The organism is uncultured Roseibium sp. (assembly GCF_947496995.1).
Taxonomy (GTDB): domain Bacteria; phylum Pseudomonadota; class Alphaproteobacteria; order Rhizobiales; family Stappiaceae; genus Roseibium.
In genome coordinates this window covers 878,488-893,669 of sequence record NZ_CANMFD010000001.1, presented here as the reverse complement: position 1 = coordinate 893,669, position 15,182 = coordinate 878,488, and the positions used below count along the sequence as shown (strand labels likewise).

13 protein-coding genes and 1 pseudogene are annotated in these 15,182 nt (G+C 62.8%); 6 read left to right on the top strand and 8 right to left on the bottom strand.

Annotation, left to right across the window (positions count from 1 at the left end):
- The first annotated feature begins 239 nt into the window (after window positions 1-239).
- The 5 genes from Q1B40_RS04015 (at window position 240) to Q1B40_RS03995 (ending at window position 4,050) form a co-directional block, all read left to right on the top strand.
- On the top strand, window positions 240-1,238 hold the full coding sequence (locus tag Q1B40_RS04015) for a LacI family DNA-binding transcriptional regulator (RefSeq protein WP_299810347.1): 999 nt from the start codon (window positions 240-242) through the stop codon (window positions 1,236-1,238).
- Between the two features lie 46 nt (window positions 1,239-1,284).
- Window positions 1,285-1,668 (top strand): GFA family protein, encoded by a 384-nt coding sequence (locus Q1B40_RS04010; protein WP_299810344.1) that lies wholly within the window; start codon window positions 1,285-1,287, stop codon window positions 1,666-1,668.
- Between the two features lie 162 nt (window positions 1,669-1,830).
- Entirely contained in the window at window positions 1,831-2,397 is a 567-nt protein-coding gene (locus Q1B40_RS04005) for a hypothetical protein (RefSeq protein WP_299810341.1), read from the top strand.
- Window positions 2,398-2,794: 397 nt separating this feature from the next.
- Window positions 2,795-3,136, top strand: a complete 342-nt coding sequence (locus Q1B40_RS04000; RefSeq protein WP_299810338.1) for a helix-turn-helix transcriptional regulator — start codon at window positions 2,795-2,797, stop codon at window positions 3,134-3,136.
- Window positions 3,133-4,050: an SRPBCC family protein gene (locus Q1B40_RS03995; protein ID WP_299810335.1), complete on the top strand. Its 918-nt coding sequence runs from the start codon at window positions 3,133-3,135 to the stop codon at window positions 4,048-4,050. Before Q1B40_RS04000 ends, Q1B40_RS03995 begins: the two co-directional genes overlap by 4 nt.
- 95 nt (window positions 4,051-4,145) lie before the next feature.
- Here the strand turns inward: Q1B40_RS03995 and Q1B40_RS03990 are convergent, their stop codons facing one another.
- Complete coding sequence (locus tag Q1B40_RS03990; protein ID WP_299810332.1) at window positions 4,146-4,367, bottom strand: hypothetical protein; 222 nt, start codon at window positions 4,365-4,367, stop codon at window positions 4,146-4,148.
- Window positions 4,368-4,817: 450 nt separating this feature from the next.
- Between Q1B40_RS03990 and Q1B40_RS03985 the strand changes: the two are divergent.
- Window positions 4,818-4,952, top strand: a pseudogene (locus Q1B40_RS03985) (IS3 family transposase); the annotation flags it as partial.
- Window positions 4,953-5,181: 229 nt separating this feature from the next.
- Here Q1B40_RS03985 and Q1B40_RS03980 read toward each other — a convergent pair.
- From Q1B40_RS03980 to Q1B40_RS03950, 7 genes are all read right to left on the bottom strand, one after another.
- Window positions 5,182-6,099 carry a hypothetical protein gene (locus tag Q1B40_RS03980; RefSeq protein ID WP_299810329.1) on the bottom strand — a complete coding sequence of 306 codons (918 nt, stop codon included), beginning with the start codon at window positions 6,097-6,099 and terminating at the stop codon, window positions 5,182-5,184.
- Window positions 6,099-8,135 (bottom strand): ferritin-like domain-containing protein, encoded by a 2,037-nt coding sequence (locus Q1B40_RS03975; RefSeq protein WP_299810326.1) that lies wholly within the window; start codon window positions 8,133-8,135, stop codon window positions 6,099-6,101. Before Q1B40_RS03975 ends, Q1B40_RS03980 begins: the two co-directional genes overlap by 1 nt.
- The gene (locus Q1B40_RS03970; protein ID WP_299810323.1) at window positions 8,132-9,442 is read right to left on the bottom strand and encodes a radical SAM protein; all 1,311 of its coding nucleotides are present in this window, start codon (window positions 9,440-9,442) and stop codon (window positions 8,132-8,134) included. The genes Q1B40_RS03975 and Q1B40_RS03970 overlap by 4 nt, the downstream gene beginning before the upstream one ends.
- The gene (locus Q1B40_RS03965) at window positions 9,439-10,956 is read right to left on the bottom strand and encodes a hypothetical protein (protein ID WP_299810320.1); all 1,518 of its coding nucleotides are present in this window, start codon (window positions 10,954-10,956) and stop codon (window positions 9,439-9,441) included. Before Q1B40_RS03965 ends, Q1B40_RS03970 begins: the two co-directional genes overlap by 4 nt.
- A 64-nt stretch (window positions 10,957-11,020) precedes the next feature.
- Window positions 11,021-12,124: a hypothetical protein gene (locus Q1B40_RS03960; RefSeq protein ID WP_299810317.1), complete on the bottom strand. Its 1,104-nt coding sequence runs from the start codon at window positions 12,122-12,124 to the stop codon at window positions 11,021-11,023.
- Window positions 12,125-12,143: 19 nt separating this feature from the next.
- Window positions 12,144-13,784: a hypothetical protein gene (locus tag Q1B40_RS03955; RefSeq protein ID WP_299810314.1), complete on the bottom strand. Its 1,641-nt coding sequence runs from the start codon at window positions 13,782-13,784 to the stop codon at window positions 12,144-12,146.
- A 67-nt stretch (window positions 13,785-13,851) separates the two neighbouring features.
- Window positions 13,852-15,180: a peroxidase family protein gene (locus Q1B40_RS03950; RefSeq protein ID WP_299810311.1), complete on the bottom strand. Its 1,329-nt coding sequence runs from the start codon at window positions 15,178-15,180 to the stop codon at window positions 13,852-13,854.
- Window positions 15,181-15,182: the final 2 nt, after the last annotated feature.

The following is a 15,182-nucleotide window of genomic DNA, read 5'->3' as shown; positions in this document are numbered from 1 at the left end:
CTCCCATCGGCGACCACTTTCACAGTCACCGTCAAAGTTGCGTGACGAAAGCATCGTGCCTTCAGTCGCTCTTCGGTGGTCCGGTAGATGATATCGGTACCGGTATCGGTACCAGTGCCATGATAATCCGGCTTCTGTCAATGCTCATGAGGTTTGCTTTCAATGGCCAGAGGGCTTACTTCATTTGGAATGACAGATGCGTTCAGCGCCCGGACCATTGCCCGATTGATGCCAAGGCCATGAAAAAAAGAAAAACCCTGAGTGACGTCGCCGCTGCGGCGGGGGTCAGCAAGATGACCGCATCGCGCGCCCTGCGGGGGGCCGGTGACGTGTCCAGATCGAGCCTGGAAAAAGTCGGCCGGGCGGCGAAAGAACTCGGATACGTCGGCAATCACCTGGCGATGTCGCTGGCCAGCCAGCGCTCCGACCTGATCGGCGTCGTTGTTCCAAGCCTCATGAACATCGTCTTCGCCGAAGTGCTTTCGGGAATTGCCGAAGGCCTGGAAGGCAGCGGCATGCAGCCGGTGTTCGGTGTCACCGAGTACGATCCGGACAGGGAATACGAGATCATCCGCAACATGCTCTCCTGGAACCCCGCCGGTCTGATCATCACCGGGCTCGATCAGCCGCACGACACGCTGCGGCTGCTGGAAAACGCCGATATCCCCGTGGTCCAGATCATGGATGTTGACGGCACACCGGTCGATGCCTGTGTCGGGCTGTCCCAGAAGGCTGCCGGTGAGGCAATGGCCGATGCCATGATCGCCAAGGGGCGCCGCCGGTTCGGTTTTGTCGGCAGCGATCTCGACAAGGACACGCGTGCCCGAAAACGGTTCACGGGGTTTGAAGCCGCACTATCGGCGAAGGGCCTCGCGCTTGTGGCCGCGCAGACAGGCAACGGCGTTTCCTCCGTCAAGGCGGGCCGCGACCTCACGGCGCAAATCCTGCAGGACCATCCCGAGCTGGATTGCATCTACTATTCGAATGACGATCTGGCAGTCGGAGGCGCGTTTCACTGTATCGCCGCCGGCATCGACGTGCCGGGGAAACTCGTTCTCGCCGGATTTAACGGGCTCGATCTCGTCGAAAGCCTGCCGGTCAAGATAGCCACGTCCCGCACGCCCCGACGGGAAATCGGCAAAGCCGCCGCCGACATCGTGCTGACCTCCGACCGTGACAGGTCAGGCAGTGACGGCAAGAGAACCGAATTCCGGCCTGAAATCATAACAGGCTTCTGAAGGTCTTGACTGTGGCCTCCCATATGAAGACGGATGGAAAGCGACCATGATTACAGGAAGATGCGAGTGCGGCAGTGTCGCCTTCGAGGTGAATGCGGTCCGGGACACGGTGACGGTCTGCCATTGCAGCCAGTGCCGGCGCACGAGCGGACACCTTTGGGCCAGCACCGTCGCGCCCGCCGGCACGCTCCGCTTTACCTGCGACGAGGGCCTGGCGTGGTACCGCTCCTCCGATTTCGCCGAGCGGGGGTTCTGCAAGGCCTGTGGCTCCAGCCTGTTCTACCGGATGGACGGCGAGGACAACATCGCCATCGCGGCCGGCTGCCTGGACACGGCGGACGGTCTGACCACCGGCAAGCATATCTTCGTCAAGGACAAGGCCGGCTATTACGAGATCGGCGACGGCGCGCCGCAGTTCCGGAAGCTTTGAGCCGCGCAGGGCGTTTGATGCGCGTCAATGAAAGTTTGCCTGCCGGGTGCTCTGATCCTTGCGGAAACGAACGACCTTTCTCCGCCTTGCACCGAGTCCGACGGACAAGACAGAACGGCCGTTTGACCGGTTCAACACCAGGCATCGAGAGACGGAACGACAATGACCTCAACGCAATCGACCTACAACATCCGCGAAGCGGTCGGCTATTTCGACACCGCCGAAGCCTTGCAGGCAGCCATCGACGAGCTGCTGGTCTCCGGCTTCAACCGCGCCGAACTCAGCCTGCTGGCGGGCGAACATGCGGTGGAGGAAAAGCTCGGCCACGCCTACAGGAAAGTTACCGACCTCGAGGACGACCCCAAGGCCGCCCGCTGCTCCTATGTCTCCACGGAAACGACCGGTGACGCGGAAGGCGCGCTTATCGGCGTGCCGCTTTATGTCGCCGCCAGCGCAGCAGCCGGAGTGATCCTCGCCTCCGGCGGCACCATGGCCGCCACCATCATCGGCGCAGCCCTTGCCGGCGGCGCGGGCGGTGTCATCGGCGGTATCCTGGCCAAACTCGTCGGCAACCACTCCGCCCAGCATCTGCAGGAACAGCTCGAACACGGCGGCCTTTTGCTGTGGGTGCGCACCTGGAACCCGGCACACGAACAACGCGCCGCGGACATCCTGAAGAAACATTCGGGACACGACGTGCATCTGCATAGTATTTCTGCGGTGGGGTGAGGGTGTGAGATCAGGGAGAGTCTGAGCCAAGCGGCGAAGCTGTGACCATGCCAGGTGACACGGCTCGCTTGGGTCCCATCGTGATCGACCGCCGCTTCGGTTCCCCGAACTCGACGCCATAAATCTTGTCCTGCCGGATTGAACATTATTCGAACCAGAAACCGAATCCTGCTTCGCCCACTCCCCCGCCCCTAAGGCTCAACCCCCTGCCACCAAATTTCGCAGCCGTCTGCAACAGCTGTTTGAAATATGCAGAGTGAATTAGGGCGCTCCGGTCAGAAAAGTCCGGATAGCGAAGTCGTCTGCTCCAGGAATTCGACACAGCTTGACGGAAAAACTTAGCCGATCGGCAAAGTTTTCTCTTGCATCTTTATCGGCATCTGTAATAGTTAGTCACATGACTAAGTATGATCCGGATCTTTCGCTCCTTTTCCATGCCCTGGCTGACCCGACACGCCGGTCGATCCTGACCCGGCTTGCCGAAACTCCTGCGCGGGTGACGGAGCTGGCGGAACCCACTGGACTGCGACTCCCCACGGTGATGCGCCACCTTTCCGTACTGGAGGAAGCAGGATTGATAACCACTTCCAAAGATGGGCGGATCCGGACGTGCGCCATCGTGCCCGAGGCTCTGGACCCGGTGCGCTCATGGCTCGATGAACACAGGGCCATCTGGGAGGCACGGCTCGACCGGCTGGACGCATTTGTGATGGATGTGATGAAGGACAGCGAAGAATGACACAGCACAGCGCTTCAAACGACGCTTCCGCGGATGCAGGCGGGAACCGTTTCGCGACACTCACCTTCCGGCGGGAGGTGGCCGCGCCGACCCAGGTGCTCTGGAATGCCTGGACGGACCCGGCGGCGCGGGCGGTGTGGGCTGCGCCCTCGCCCGCGGTGACCGTTGAGTTTCTGGAGGCCGATACCAGGGTGGGTGGCCGAGAGATCTCGCTCTGCAAGGTGGAAGGCTTCCCGGACGTGCGAAGTGAATGCGGCTGGCTGGAGTTGCAGCCGGAGCTGCTCAGCGTCAACTACGAAGTGATCTCATCCGAAGGCGTGACGCAATCGGCTGCGCTGGTGACGGCGGAAATCTCTGGAACGCAGGAGCGCAGCCGGCTGGTCCTGACGGTGCAGCTTTCGTCACTGGCCGAGGACATGGCGGCAGGCTACCGGGAGGGCTTCGGCGCCGGTCTGGACAACCTCGCGGGTGTCGCAGAACGGACCATGGTGCTGCAACGGGTGATCCGGGCACCGCGGTCCGTGGTGTGGGGCGCGTGGATGAACCCTGAAACGCTGCCGCAATGGTGGGGACCGGATGGCTTTTCCTGTCGCACTCAAAGGATTGACCTGCGTGCGGGAGGCGAATGGGTATTCGATATGATCGCCCCTGACGGCACGGTCTTCCCGAACCACCATCTCTATAATGAAGTCCGGCCCGGCGAGAGGATCGGCTACACGCTGCTATGGGGCGAGAACGGACCCAAGCACGCCGACGCCTGGGCCTCGTTCGAGGAGCAGGACGGGGCGACCAAGGTTACCCTGGGGATGGTCTTCACCACGGCGGCCGAGTTTCAGGATGCGAAAGGCTTCGGAGCAGTGGAACTTGGACAGCAAACTCTGGGCAAACTGGAACGCTTCATCGCGCCCGGCTGAAGTGCCGCCATTTCCCGTTGGCTCGAAGCAGGCGACCGGAGGGTGCGGCCCGGAACTGACCGCAGACAGCGGATTGAGCCGCACCCGGGCGGAAGCTACAGGCCAAGATCATCAGCGGCGCGGCCCTTGCCGGCGGCGCGGGCGGTGTCATCGGCGGCATCCTGGCCAAACTCGTCGGCAACCACTCCGCGCAGCATCTGCAGGAACAGCTCGAATACGGCGGCCTTTTGCTGTGGGTGCGCACCTGGAACCCGGCACACGAACAACGCGCCACGGACATCCTGAAGAAACATTCGGGACACGATGTGCATCTGCATAGTATTTCTGCGGTGGGGTGAGGGTGTGAGAAGGTCGTTCGCTGTGATTTGAGCGGATGACCGGTTCGGGGCCGGGAGCGAACTGGCAGGTTTCGGGAACCAAGACCCTTAAGCAGACTCAAATCAATGCTGCCTAGATATTGCTTTCGGCCCATAGCCGACCTTTGGAATCTACGCGGGTAATGGCAGGTTTTAGCCCAATCTTCTCCTTCGACGCGAGCTGCCGTGCGGGAGAAGTGGCCCTTTCATCCAGGGAGCTCGCACCCAGCAGCGTGCGGACAAACCTGCCGTTCGCCTGAAGTGCGCCCCTGCGGGTGGACAGGATCAGGCGGCGGTTTTGACTAAGGCTCCGGAGTGGCAGTCTTCGAACTGGGCGCGGCTGAGATCCCCCAGGGCAGAGTGCAGGCGACGGGTGTTATAGGTTTCGATGAAAGGGGTGATACCGACGGCGACCTCCTCGAAATTTACATTCTCGAGGAGGTACAGCAGATTGCCACCGAGTGTCTCTGGTCATACAATAACGGGCGCCCCAACACGGGCAACGGCGGAATGACGCCTGCCCAGAAGCTGAGAATGGCCGCGTAAATTCTACGACCTTGCCCCCATGAAAATGGGGGATTACATCTGATCCGGATCGCATAGCCTTTCCTGCGGATCTGAGAACGGCGCATTTCAAGGTCTCGCTGGACAGACTGGAAACGGGGCCGAAGTTTAAAAAACGGCCCAGCGCCCCCGGGACAATTTGCTTCCGATATAATGGGATAGCTTGTTTCTCATACAGACCACAGCAATCCCCGGTGCATTACCTGGCACGTCAGCCCGTTTCAGTCGACACAGCGATGCTCTGATCCAAATGCCTATAATATCGCGCGCAGATCTCCTGGTGTTGGCGAAAGACGTCCATCATGCGGCGGCGATAGACTTCACGCCGCATGTGATCTGACAGATCCCCGGCAACCAAAAGCGAAGAGACCCAAAGGGCGGCGCGGATCGTGTGTCCGACGCCGTCCCCGACCAACGGGTCCAACGCCAGCGCTTCATCCCCAACCGAACAACCTGCTTTCTGCCACAGTGTCCCCAGGCGAGCGGAGGCATCGAGGCGTCGGGGCGGATTTCCAAGCATCAGCCCGGCATCGAGACCAAGGTAGTCCAGTACTTCTGCACCGTTTGTGCGCGCCTCCGGCTCTGCCCCGCAGGTCAGGTAGACCTGAAGGTTGATGCCACCCAACGGCGCAGGCGCCAGAGCGGCCCAGCCCTGACCAACGGTCATCGTCGCGCACCAGTCGAGGTGGCCGTCCGACGAAACGGGTAGATCCCAGACGTAGGCCGCAAGCGGGCGGGCCGCGATGCCCGGGTTGGCCCGCCGTCCCCGCGCGCGAACGGTCAGACACGGACCGTCCCCAGCCGCGGGAATCGTCCTGCCAAGTCGGCTGGCCAGCCGGGCCGCGTCGACCGACAGGCTCTTTTCGGGAAGGTTCTCGAACCGATCGCTGTGCCAGCGCAGTCTGCGGTGCCTGATCGCGATCCCATCGGCCACGATGCCAGATAAGAGTTCAGGCCCGAAGAGGTTGCCGATCATCCACAGCGTCTTTTCGTTCAGAACGAGGGTAGGGCCGCCCGCGACCGCCTCTGAAAGGTCCGGGGCCACCACCGGGTGCCCCGCACGCGAAAGGCTTGCCGCTGCCGCGACGGCCCCAAGGCCGGCCCCCTCGACGGTCATCGGTACAGGCATCACATCAGCCGCGCCATTTCTTCGATCATCCGCGCATAGTGTTTCTGCATGGAATCCGCCACCGCGCCGCTGCCGCTGCTGCGCAAGTCGTCAAGAACCGTTTCCATCGGCGCGACCAGCGAGGTCCGCAACCTGTCCTCGGGTGTCCCGCTTGCCGTCGCGAAGCTAGGCCCGGCCAGCAAGTCTCCGGTCTCCGGCAAGGTGAACAGGGGCGCGCCACCCAGCGTGATGACCTCATGTGCGGCATCATCGAGGGCATACATGGCATAGCGGGCCGCCTGCAGGAAATCGCCGGCATGGGAATTGGACATGGAGAACACGATCCCAAGGGCGGACAACACGGTCGAATAGGCGCGGTCAGCGACGATCTCGGCCACCTTGGCGGGGTGCCCATCCGCAAGCGGCCGCGGATTTTCCGGCATGGCAGCCCTCAACCACGACCCGGCCGGAATGCCGGCGAGGGCGACCCTTACGTTTGAGAACCGGGTGAAATGGTCAAACCCTTCGTCGATGATCAACTTGATCAGGTGCAAGAGCCTTGCCCGCTCGTCCTCGCTGAAATCCGTGCCTTGCCGAATCGATAGCAAAAGCCGCGTATAAAGACCGTCGATGGTGTCACCCGCCTTGTCGGGATCGACCTGGTCTGAAGGGCGTTCGACGTCGATGAACCAGTCGAGTTGCGGCGCGCTCAGGGGCTTCAGGGCGAAATCATGCGAGATGAAGCGTGCATCGCCGTCAAGATCCTCGAACATGCCGACACGGCCAAGTTCCATAGAATGGCCAAGTTCGCGGAGGATCTCGTTGACCCAGCGGAAGTGGCGCATTTCATCTATAGCAACGCTGAGGACCGACCGGGCAATGTCGAAGTTGCGCGCCGGAACGAGATCCGTGCCGGGGATCGTCCTCGGGGCGTCAACCGAGTAATGCGCATAGAGGTACTCAACCATCAGTCCGTGCTCAACCGTCGCAAGGTAGCGAAGACGGCGCAACACTTCAGCTCTGGGAAGGACATCCGCCGGCGGCAGTTTCGTTGCAGGTTCCGGCGTGAATCTGGGGCTTTCGGCGTGGTCGAAGACAGGGTTGAGAACTTCCCAATCGTTGAGCAGGGCCTGGTAGTTCATCACGTGACCGGGAAATTCCGGCTCGCGGGTCGACCAGCCGCCCGGATTAAAGTCGCGTATCGCAAAGGTTAGCAGCCCGGTCCGGTCATCCAGCACCTCCGCGACGGGACGTTCCTGCCCCGGCCCGCGCACAGCGCGCTGAAAGTTGTAAAGCTGCGGTCCCTCGGCGTTGAGCGCGACGAGGTCGGGCTTGTTCGAGGCCCAGTAGAAACAGCCGCAGTCAGTGAAGTCGTATTGCCAAGGCGCACAGAGACTGCGGGACAGATCACCCACTTCATAGAGGTCCGGGTTGATGACGCCGTCCACCAAGTATTCGGCCCGCTCGCCGGAAAGGACGGCAAACACGAGCCTGTCGTTCTCACGCCGCACCAGGTCTTGCCCGCTCTGCAAGGCGGTCTCAGCCTCCAGTGTGGATGCCGCATCGAGGTCAATGCCACCCTCCGCAGCGCGCCGGGCCAGCAGCAGGGCGATGGGGCCGGGTTCCAGGTCATGCACCACGCGCCAAGCGGACAGGCCGCCGGTTCCATCCAGACCGGAAAACCGCTCTACCCGCCGCTGCGGACCGGTCATGGTGCCGAAGGTTCCCCAGACCGCCCACAGGTAGATAGTTTTGTCAAAGGACTGGCCGACATCGGCCTGTTCGATTGGCAGGTCGCGCCCGGCCTTCTCATTGCTGACGCTCCGCAGAAGCGGAGGAATCGAGATCTGCAGGGGTGGAAAGATGCCGTGAAATTCGAACTCCAGCCCGGGAAAGAACCGCTTGTCTAGGTTGCGCTGGTCGAATTCGAGCCCGGGGTAGCAATTGTCCACGCCGCTTTCGGGGCGGACGGTGACCGGATTTCCCCGCACCCATTTGTCGGCTCGGGCGGTCAGGTTGCGGGGCAGGATCTTTCGGTTTGTCAGGTTTTCGCTCACTGGAAAGGCTCCACGCTCTGGTCCTTGAAAAAGGTCTCGGGCTCATCGAAATAATCGGGAATGCGGCTGGACAGGTCGGCATAGGCCGAGAGGCAGAATTCCAGCCAACCGCGGATATAGTCACATCCGACCCGGCCCCGCGCCAGCACCTCCTGGTGGCAGCCGCCGCCGCATAGAAAGCGTGCCCAGCAGGTCCGGCACGGCTCTTGCTGTAGTACGTGTCGACGTTCCAGGAAATCGCGCTGCGCCTCGCGGTCGGCGCCGTCCTCGATCGAACCGATGGCGAAGGCAGGGTCGTCGATGGCGCGATGACAGCCGAACAGCCCGCCCTCTGCGCTAACGCTCGCGTAGCCGGCCGCAGCGCCGCAGGGATAGGGGCGGTGGCTGCCGCGGTGGATTTCCCCCAGCGCGGTTTCGAAGTTTGAAAACGGGAAGCGCTGCCGGTCTGAAAGCGCGCCGACCGCGCGTTCTCCGCAGGCGATCATGCCGGTCAGGAAACGGTCGAAATCCGCAGCGTCGAACATGTCTTTCGGATCTGGCGAGGCGAGTACAGGGGCAAAGCCCGCCTCGTCCACGCCCAGCGCGAACATGTCCTCCAGCATCATAGGCAACTCGCCCGAGCGCGGCGTCACGGTCGCCCGAAGGGAGACATGGCGCGGACGCCGCTTGGCAGAGGTCAGCTTGCGGATGCCCTCGACGGTCCGGTCATAGGCACTTTGACCATTTCGCAGACGGCGCTGTGCGTCGTTTGTGGCGCGTCCGCCGTCAAGGCTGATCGCAACACTGAAGGGAAAGTCCCCGAGCAGGGTGATGTCCTCGTCCCGAAGTAGTGTACCGTTCGTGGTCACCGAGAAGCGCAACGAGATATTCCGCCGCGCCGCAAGGTCCGCCGCAAAACGGGTGACCTCGTGCAGCACCCGTGCGTTGAGCAACGGCTCGCCGCCCATGTAACCGAGGACCGCATCTTGGCCGGGAGGCACCTGGTTGAGAAAACGCTCGGCCGCCATGCGCCCCATATCGACCGACATCAGGCGAGCATGCGCACCAAACCGACCTTCGTCCGCATAGCAATAGCTACAGCTCATGTTGCAGCCCTGCGCGACGTTCAGTGACAGCGCGCGTAGCCCGCCGGGACGGTAGGCCGTCTCGTCGACATATTGAGTCCTGACAGCATCGCGCAGCCCGGCAGGAACCTTACCGACAGCCGCCTCCGCATAGCTATCCTCGTCGACGTCGTAGATACGGCTGCCATCGACCAGCAGCACATGCGCGCCATGCGGGCTGCGGAAGGGATGAAGGTCGGTCATGCGCTGTCTCCCTGCCGCTTCGCCCAAAGCTGGATCAACTCGTACTGCCGCCGGGTCAGATGCATTGCGTTCCGGTCCGAACCGCGCATTAGGGCAGGCATCCGCCGGTCGTAGAACCGCTCCGGCGGGCGCGGGATACGGATCCATTTTTCGATCAGGTCTGGCTCTTCTCGCAGCCTGTCGCGAAAGTATTCAATGGCGTTGTAGCGGCGGTGCTTGCGTTGCCCCACCATTGTCACCGGCATGGCGTCCACGTTTTGAGGTGTCACCGGGTAGGCCGGACTGGCCGAAAGTTGTTCATCGATCGTGGGCCACAGCGTCCGGTGCGGGCTGGCTTCGAAGGCCGGAGACGGGTTGGGGAGATCCAGGTTGCCGCCTGTCGGACCGGTGTATTCATTGAGATTGGTAAGACGCGCACGGTAGTTCTGCGCGTCCTTGTTCATCAGGTCCGAAGTTTCGAGCGCGCGCTCGAAAATATCGGCAACGATTGCTTCCAATTCGTCGTCGGAAATCGTTCCGTCGCGGGCCGAGGCACGGATTTCGCGGTCGCTCAACCCGTCCTGAAGCGACACGACCGGCCGGTTCATAGGTGCGAAATCCGGCGGGCCGACGGCGATGCGGGCATGGGCTGCCAGGTCACCGATCTGGCACGAGATCAGCCCGTCGCCCACATCGTCCACCAGACCGATCACCCGGCTCAGGATCGAAGCGACTAGCCCGCCCGGATTCAACCGCCCGTCGCCGGGTCCCAGTGGCGGCACATCGGTAGCGTCCAGATCATGGGTTGCCCACGAGGAGTTGGGGTTCACCCTGTGACGGTCAGGTGGCACGACCAAATCACGCCAGGGCAGGATCGCACCTTCCTGGTCGGGATTGGACGCGAGCGCGACGTCGATACGTGTGTCGATGTCCGGCGGTCCATAGATGACCCCCTTTGGCGCATAGAAACGCAACCGCAGCTCAGGAAAGGCGTCATCGGGCTTTGACAGTTGCACCGCGCCCATCGGGATTCCGTCGGGATGCCTGACCAGCGGCTGGGCCACCTCGGGCGATTTGCCGAAGATCTCGTGCCGTGCGGTGTCCTCCCCGGCAATCGTGCGCCTTGCGTTGATCCGGTCACCATCACGCTGCGTGACGTGATAGGGCTTCAGGTTGCCGACATCCACGCTCCACGTCACGTCGCTCAGCGACAGTCCGAAGCGCGACAGGATATCCGGCGTAAGTGCGCCTTCGACCTCGGTTCCGTTCTCCTCCCATGTGCCCCAAAGCTCGAAGAACGGGCAGACCGGGCGGAAAGCACCTTCGGGGTCCTTTAGCACAATTTCGTTGGGCACATATGACTTCACGATTCCGTCCGCCGCTAGTGACAGCGTATCTTCGGGCTGAAGGGTCGTCGATGCGGGTTGGTCTGGCGACAACTTGGCCGAACGCCAGGAATAGGCCGCGCAGGGGGTATCGGAAGACCCGACGCGGGCAAAAGCCAGTGGCGGATAGATGGCGATGGATGTCAGCATGTGTGCCCCCGAGGGTCGGTCTGGTGTCTGGAATGCTGGTCGAACCAACCGGCACGATTCGCGGTCAAATCCTGCGAAAACGGTTCACTTGACCGGCTGCGGGCGTCGGCGTTGGGGTGGCGCCACCTGCGGCACCAAATACCGGATCGCCAAGGCAGCCGGTTTCAGCCTCGATTGTCGCCTGTCCAAGCCTGTGCGCGAGTCCGGTGACCTTGATCCGGATGCCGTCGGCCACCTGCCCGCCAAAACGAATAACCTTGCCGTTAATCCGGATGTCGCCCACGACGAACGAGGCGCCTTCGGGGGCTTCCAGAACGCCGCGCACGGCCCGACCGTCTGCACCGCGCGTGTGGGTCCAGCAGTGCTCGGGCGCGACGCCGTCCGGCACGTCCCAGCCGGAGAAGGAAATCGACTCGAAGGCCAGTTGCGGCGGGTTTGCCATCGCGATGACGTGTCCGGCGCGCGCCAGTTCGTTGACCTCTGCGCCGATGGTCGGATCGCTGTGCCTTTCGGCATCGCCGTAGCGTCCGCACAGGATCAGCTCCCGCGCGCCGGTCTTCAGTGTGCCGTCTGGATTGCTGCGCACCACGCAGGCCCCGGCCACAAGCTCGACTGCTGCGCCGATCGTGTTGGGCTGCCCGATCATGTGCATGGCGCCGTCCGAACTGTTGGCGTTCCAGCGGTTCGCCGGCACGTAGTTGCCCAACCCGTCCACCAGGTCGGACATCTGGACATCCGGCGACACGTGCTCGCGGTACAGGGACAGAACGACATCGGGCTGGTGCCGGAACAGTGCGCGAAAGTAATTGCGGTCCTCGCAGGTGAACGAGATCTTGATCACCTTGCCGCTGGCATCGCGGGTGGTGCTCCATTCGCAGTACTCGACCTGTTCGAAGCGGCTTTCCTCGGCCAGGAACCAGCGTTCCTCATCGGTGGCCGAGGAAATGGTCAGCGGTCGGGGAAACGCCGTCCAGCCGATGTCCTTTTCGACGGCATCGGCCTCGACTCCGTCCGCCGGGTTGAAGAACTGGTTGCGGGACCCAGCAAAGGAAAACGGTGGCGGATTGCGCGATGCGTTGAAGTATCCGCTGACCTCAGCATGCCAATCCGCAGCGGCGCCGGTGTTCATTTCGGTCAGGTCGCCAGTGGCGGTAAACGTGAATGCCATCGGTATGTCCTCCAATCAGTTATCCAACAAGATCAGGTGCTTCAAAGATCGTGGCGTCCGGGGCCATCATAACCGGCGCCGCGTCCGGGGGCAGCGCGTCGACAGGCAGCGTCAGCGCAAATTCGGAAACGCCGAGCGTCCGGAAATAGCGCCGGCGCGAAACGATCAGCCGCATCAGGTCGCGTACGCACTGTTCGGTCTGCATGCGTTGCTTGGCGGCTTCGTAGTAGGCGGCGATCTCTGCCCCGATCCGTGCGCGCTGAGCCGCGTCGTCACCCGTGGCAAGCCAATCCAGAACCCGCGCCTCATCCGACGACGGGCGGGCGGCGGCCTCGGCGGCGAACGCGTCGAGGATCTGGGCCTCGCAGGACCCTGCCCCAGTGCCAAGGGCCCCGGCCCTTGGCATGTGCCGCAAAAATCCGGCGCGGCGCGAGGACTGGACCGGATTGCTGAAGTCCACGGCAAGGATCGCGCGCACCAGTCCCGCGCTAAGGACGCCCCGGTCGATCAGCGCAAGGATGGTGCTCAGGTCCTCGAATGCGGGCGACGGACAGGCCAGCGCGAAGAAAGCCTCGCCGGGCTGGCGAAAGCCCGCAGCCGGGTCTTCCAGCGCGATGCCCAGATCGTCGATGGCCCGCAACAGGTGGCCGCCATCGACTTGGACGCGCCCGCGTATCGTCAGCGGGTCCAGCAGATGGGTCCATGCCTCGATGTTGAGCAGGATTTCGGGCGGAACGTTGACGCGGACCCCGGCAGCCACCTCTCGGAATTCCCGGTCCGAGGCCACTAGGTTCACGGTCGTGGTTTGCACCACTTGCCGCAGGAAGGTGTCGGCCGCCTTGAGGGTGCCGCCTTGGATGGCACGATCAAACCGTGCCTCAATCCACCGGTCGATACCGGGCTGGATGATGTCGAGCTCAAGAACCTCCGCCCCGTCCGGATGCGCCATCAGCCGGTGACCTAGGATCGGGTGGCCCGGCGCGAAGGCCTCGGGTGGGATCGGGACCGACTGGCTGTTCCAGTGCAGCCAGGGTGCGCGCAGTTCCTTCATGACCAAAGAACCGTTGACGTGGCCGTCGAACGGCCCGCGCCCCCGGGTCGGCGGCTCCAGCGCATGAGTGCCGTCCCCGGAATAGAACCAGACACCGTCGCGGCGCTGGTAGAAATTGTAGGCGCCCTTGCCAGGGTCCCACGACAGCACCTGCAATAGCCCGGTGACGGTCGAGGGCCGGTCATCGACGCTCATCAGGATGAGCCGGTCGTTCGGACCCGTTCGCGCGACGACAAAACGCAGCGCGCGGTTCAACGCCGCAGTGGCAGGGGTGAACGGGATCTGCCCGCCCTCGCCAAGCAGAAAGACCTTTTCGTCGCGAACGGCGGCGTCAGCTAGCGTCGCCTCGGAGGACAGAACGTCAAACCGCTCCAGCAGGGCATCCACGGTCATCGGGCGCTCGTCCCGGCGTAGGATCAGGCGCGCGAACGGATCGCCCAGCGTTTCGAGGTCGGTCGGTGTCAGGAGAACCGGAGCGGGGTCGAGGCCGACCACCATACGCATCACCGGTGGCACTCCGGTCGGGGCCAACCCAGCCGAAGCGTCGGCGGTCAGGGGATGCCCGATCTGTTCGACTAGGCTGCGCTTGTCGAAAGATGTTTCTGTCATGAGCCTACCAATTCATGAGTGTGCACCCAGGTCGTCCGTCCCGGGTGCATTCGGGGATCAGACCTGATCAAGTCGCGACCTCAGCAACTGAGGCCCGAGCCACCTGGTTCATCCGGCCAGGCACTTCAGGGCCGCCGGTGTGGGCGATCGAGCCGCTGTCGCGCAAAAGAAGGTTCAGGATCGTTCCGGCGACAATCGTACCGCCTACCGGACCCAGCTTGCCGCCGAAGTCCTCGGCCTCGGCCAGCACGTAGAACCAGAGCGGCGACTTGGTCAGGCCGGCCGCCTTGACCTTGGTATGGGTCTTGGACGGCATATTCCATATGGCCGCGACATCTTCGCCGTAAGGCAGCTTGAAGGTGTGTTGCCCCCGCACAAGGTTGCGGAATGGCAGGGACGGTCCGTCCTTGCCGGCGACACGGTCGGGCATCTCGAAAAGCGCCTGGGCCACGTTGCTGTCGATATCACGCGCTTTCTGGAATGCGCCGTCGCCGAAGTCGAAGAACAGGTTCCAGGCTACATTGCTGTCGGTGTCGACCGGATTGAACCCGCCGATGTCGAACAGGCCGGCGCTCTTGCTGCCGTTCACGCGATAGCCCGAGCGCACTTGGGAATGCCCGAATCGAAACGCAGCCGCTGCAAACTCGAACGGCATGTTGGGCATTGTCGCCCAGTCAACCGGCCCGGGAAGGGCACCCAGCCAGAAGCCGTCGACCATCGGCTGCAACACCGAGTCGGCGACGATGGCCGGGAGGTACTCTGACACGATGACGCTCTGGTACAGGGCGCGCACGGCGGCGCGCACCTGGATGAACTGCTCTTCCGATGCTGTACCGCCGCTGGTCTCCTGATCCAGCAGGAAGTTGTGGAAACGCAGAAACAGCCCGTGCAGCTGCGACACGAACATGTTTTCGTCGTTGCGCGGGTCGCCGATCAGGGCCACGCCGGCCGAGTTTCGAGGCAGATCGCCCGGGTTGTCTGCGGTGCCCACAATAAAATGGAAATTGCGGTCGTAGGCGTAGGGAAAATGATCCGGATTATCACGATAAACCGAGTCGAGGTCGAGACGCGGTGTGCGGAAGTTTGGCAGGCCGGCTTCGGCTTCGTCCCCCAGTTTCGACACCAAATCGAGCGTCAGGTCGTGGTCGATGAACTGTCCCAGAAAAGTCACGCCGGCAGGGATTTCGGCATCGCCCCCTGACGCATTAGTGCCTTCGTTCATGCTGTCGGCCAGGATCCTGAGTTTGTCTTCATCCGGCTGGTCGTTTTCGGGCGGCAGCATACGGTCAAAGACCGCGTCCGGCTGCGGGCCGCCGGGGGTCAATCCGGCCGCGTCTCGTGCTTGCATGACGCCGAACATCGCTTCGGCCACGCTGCCATGTCTGATTCTGGCCATTT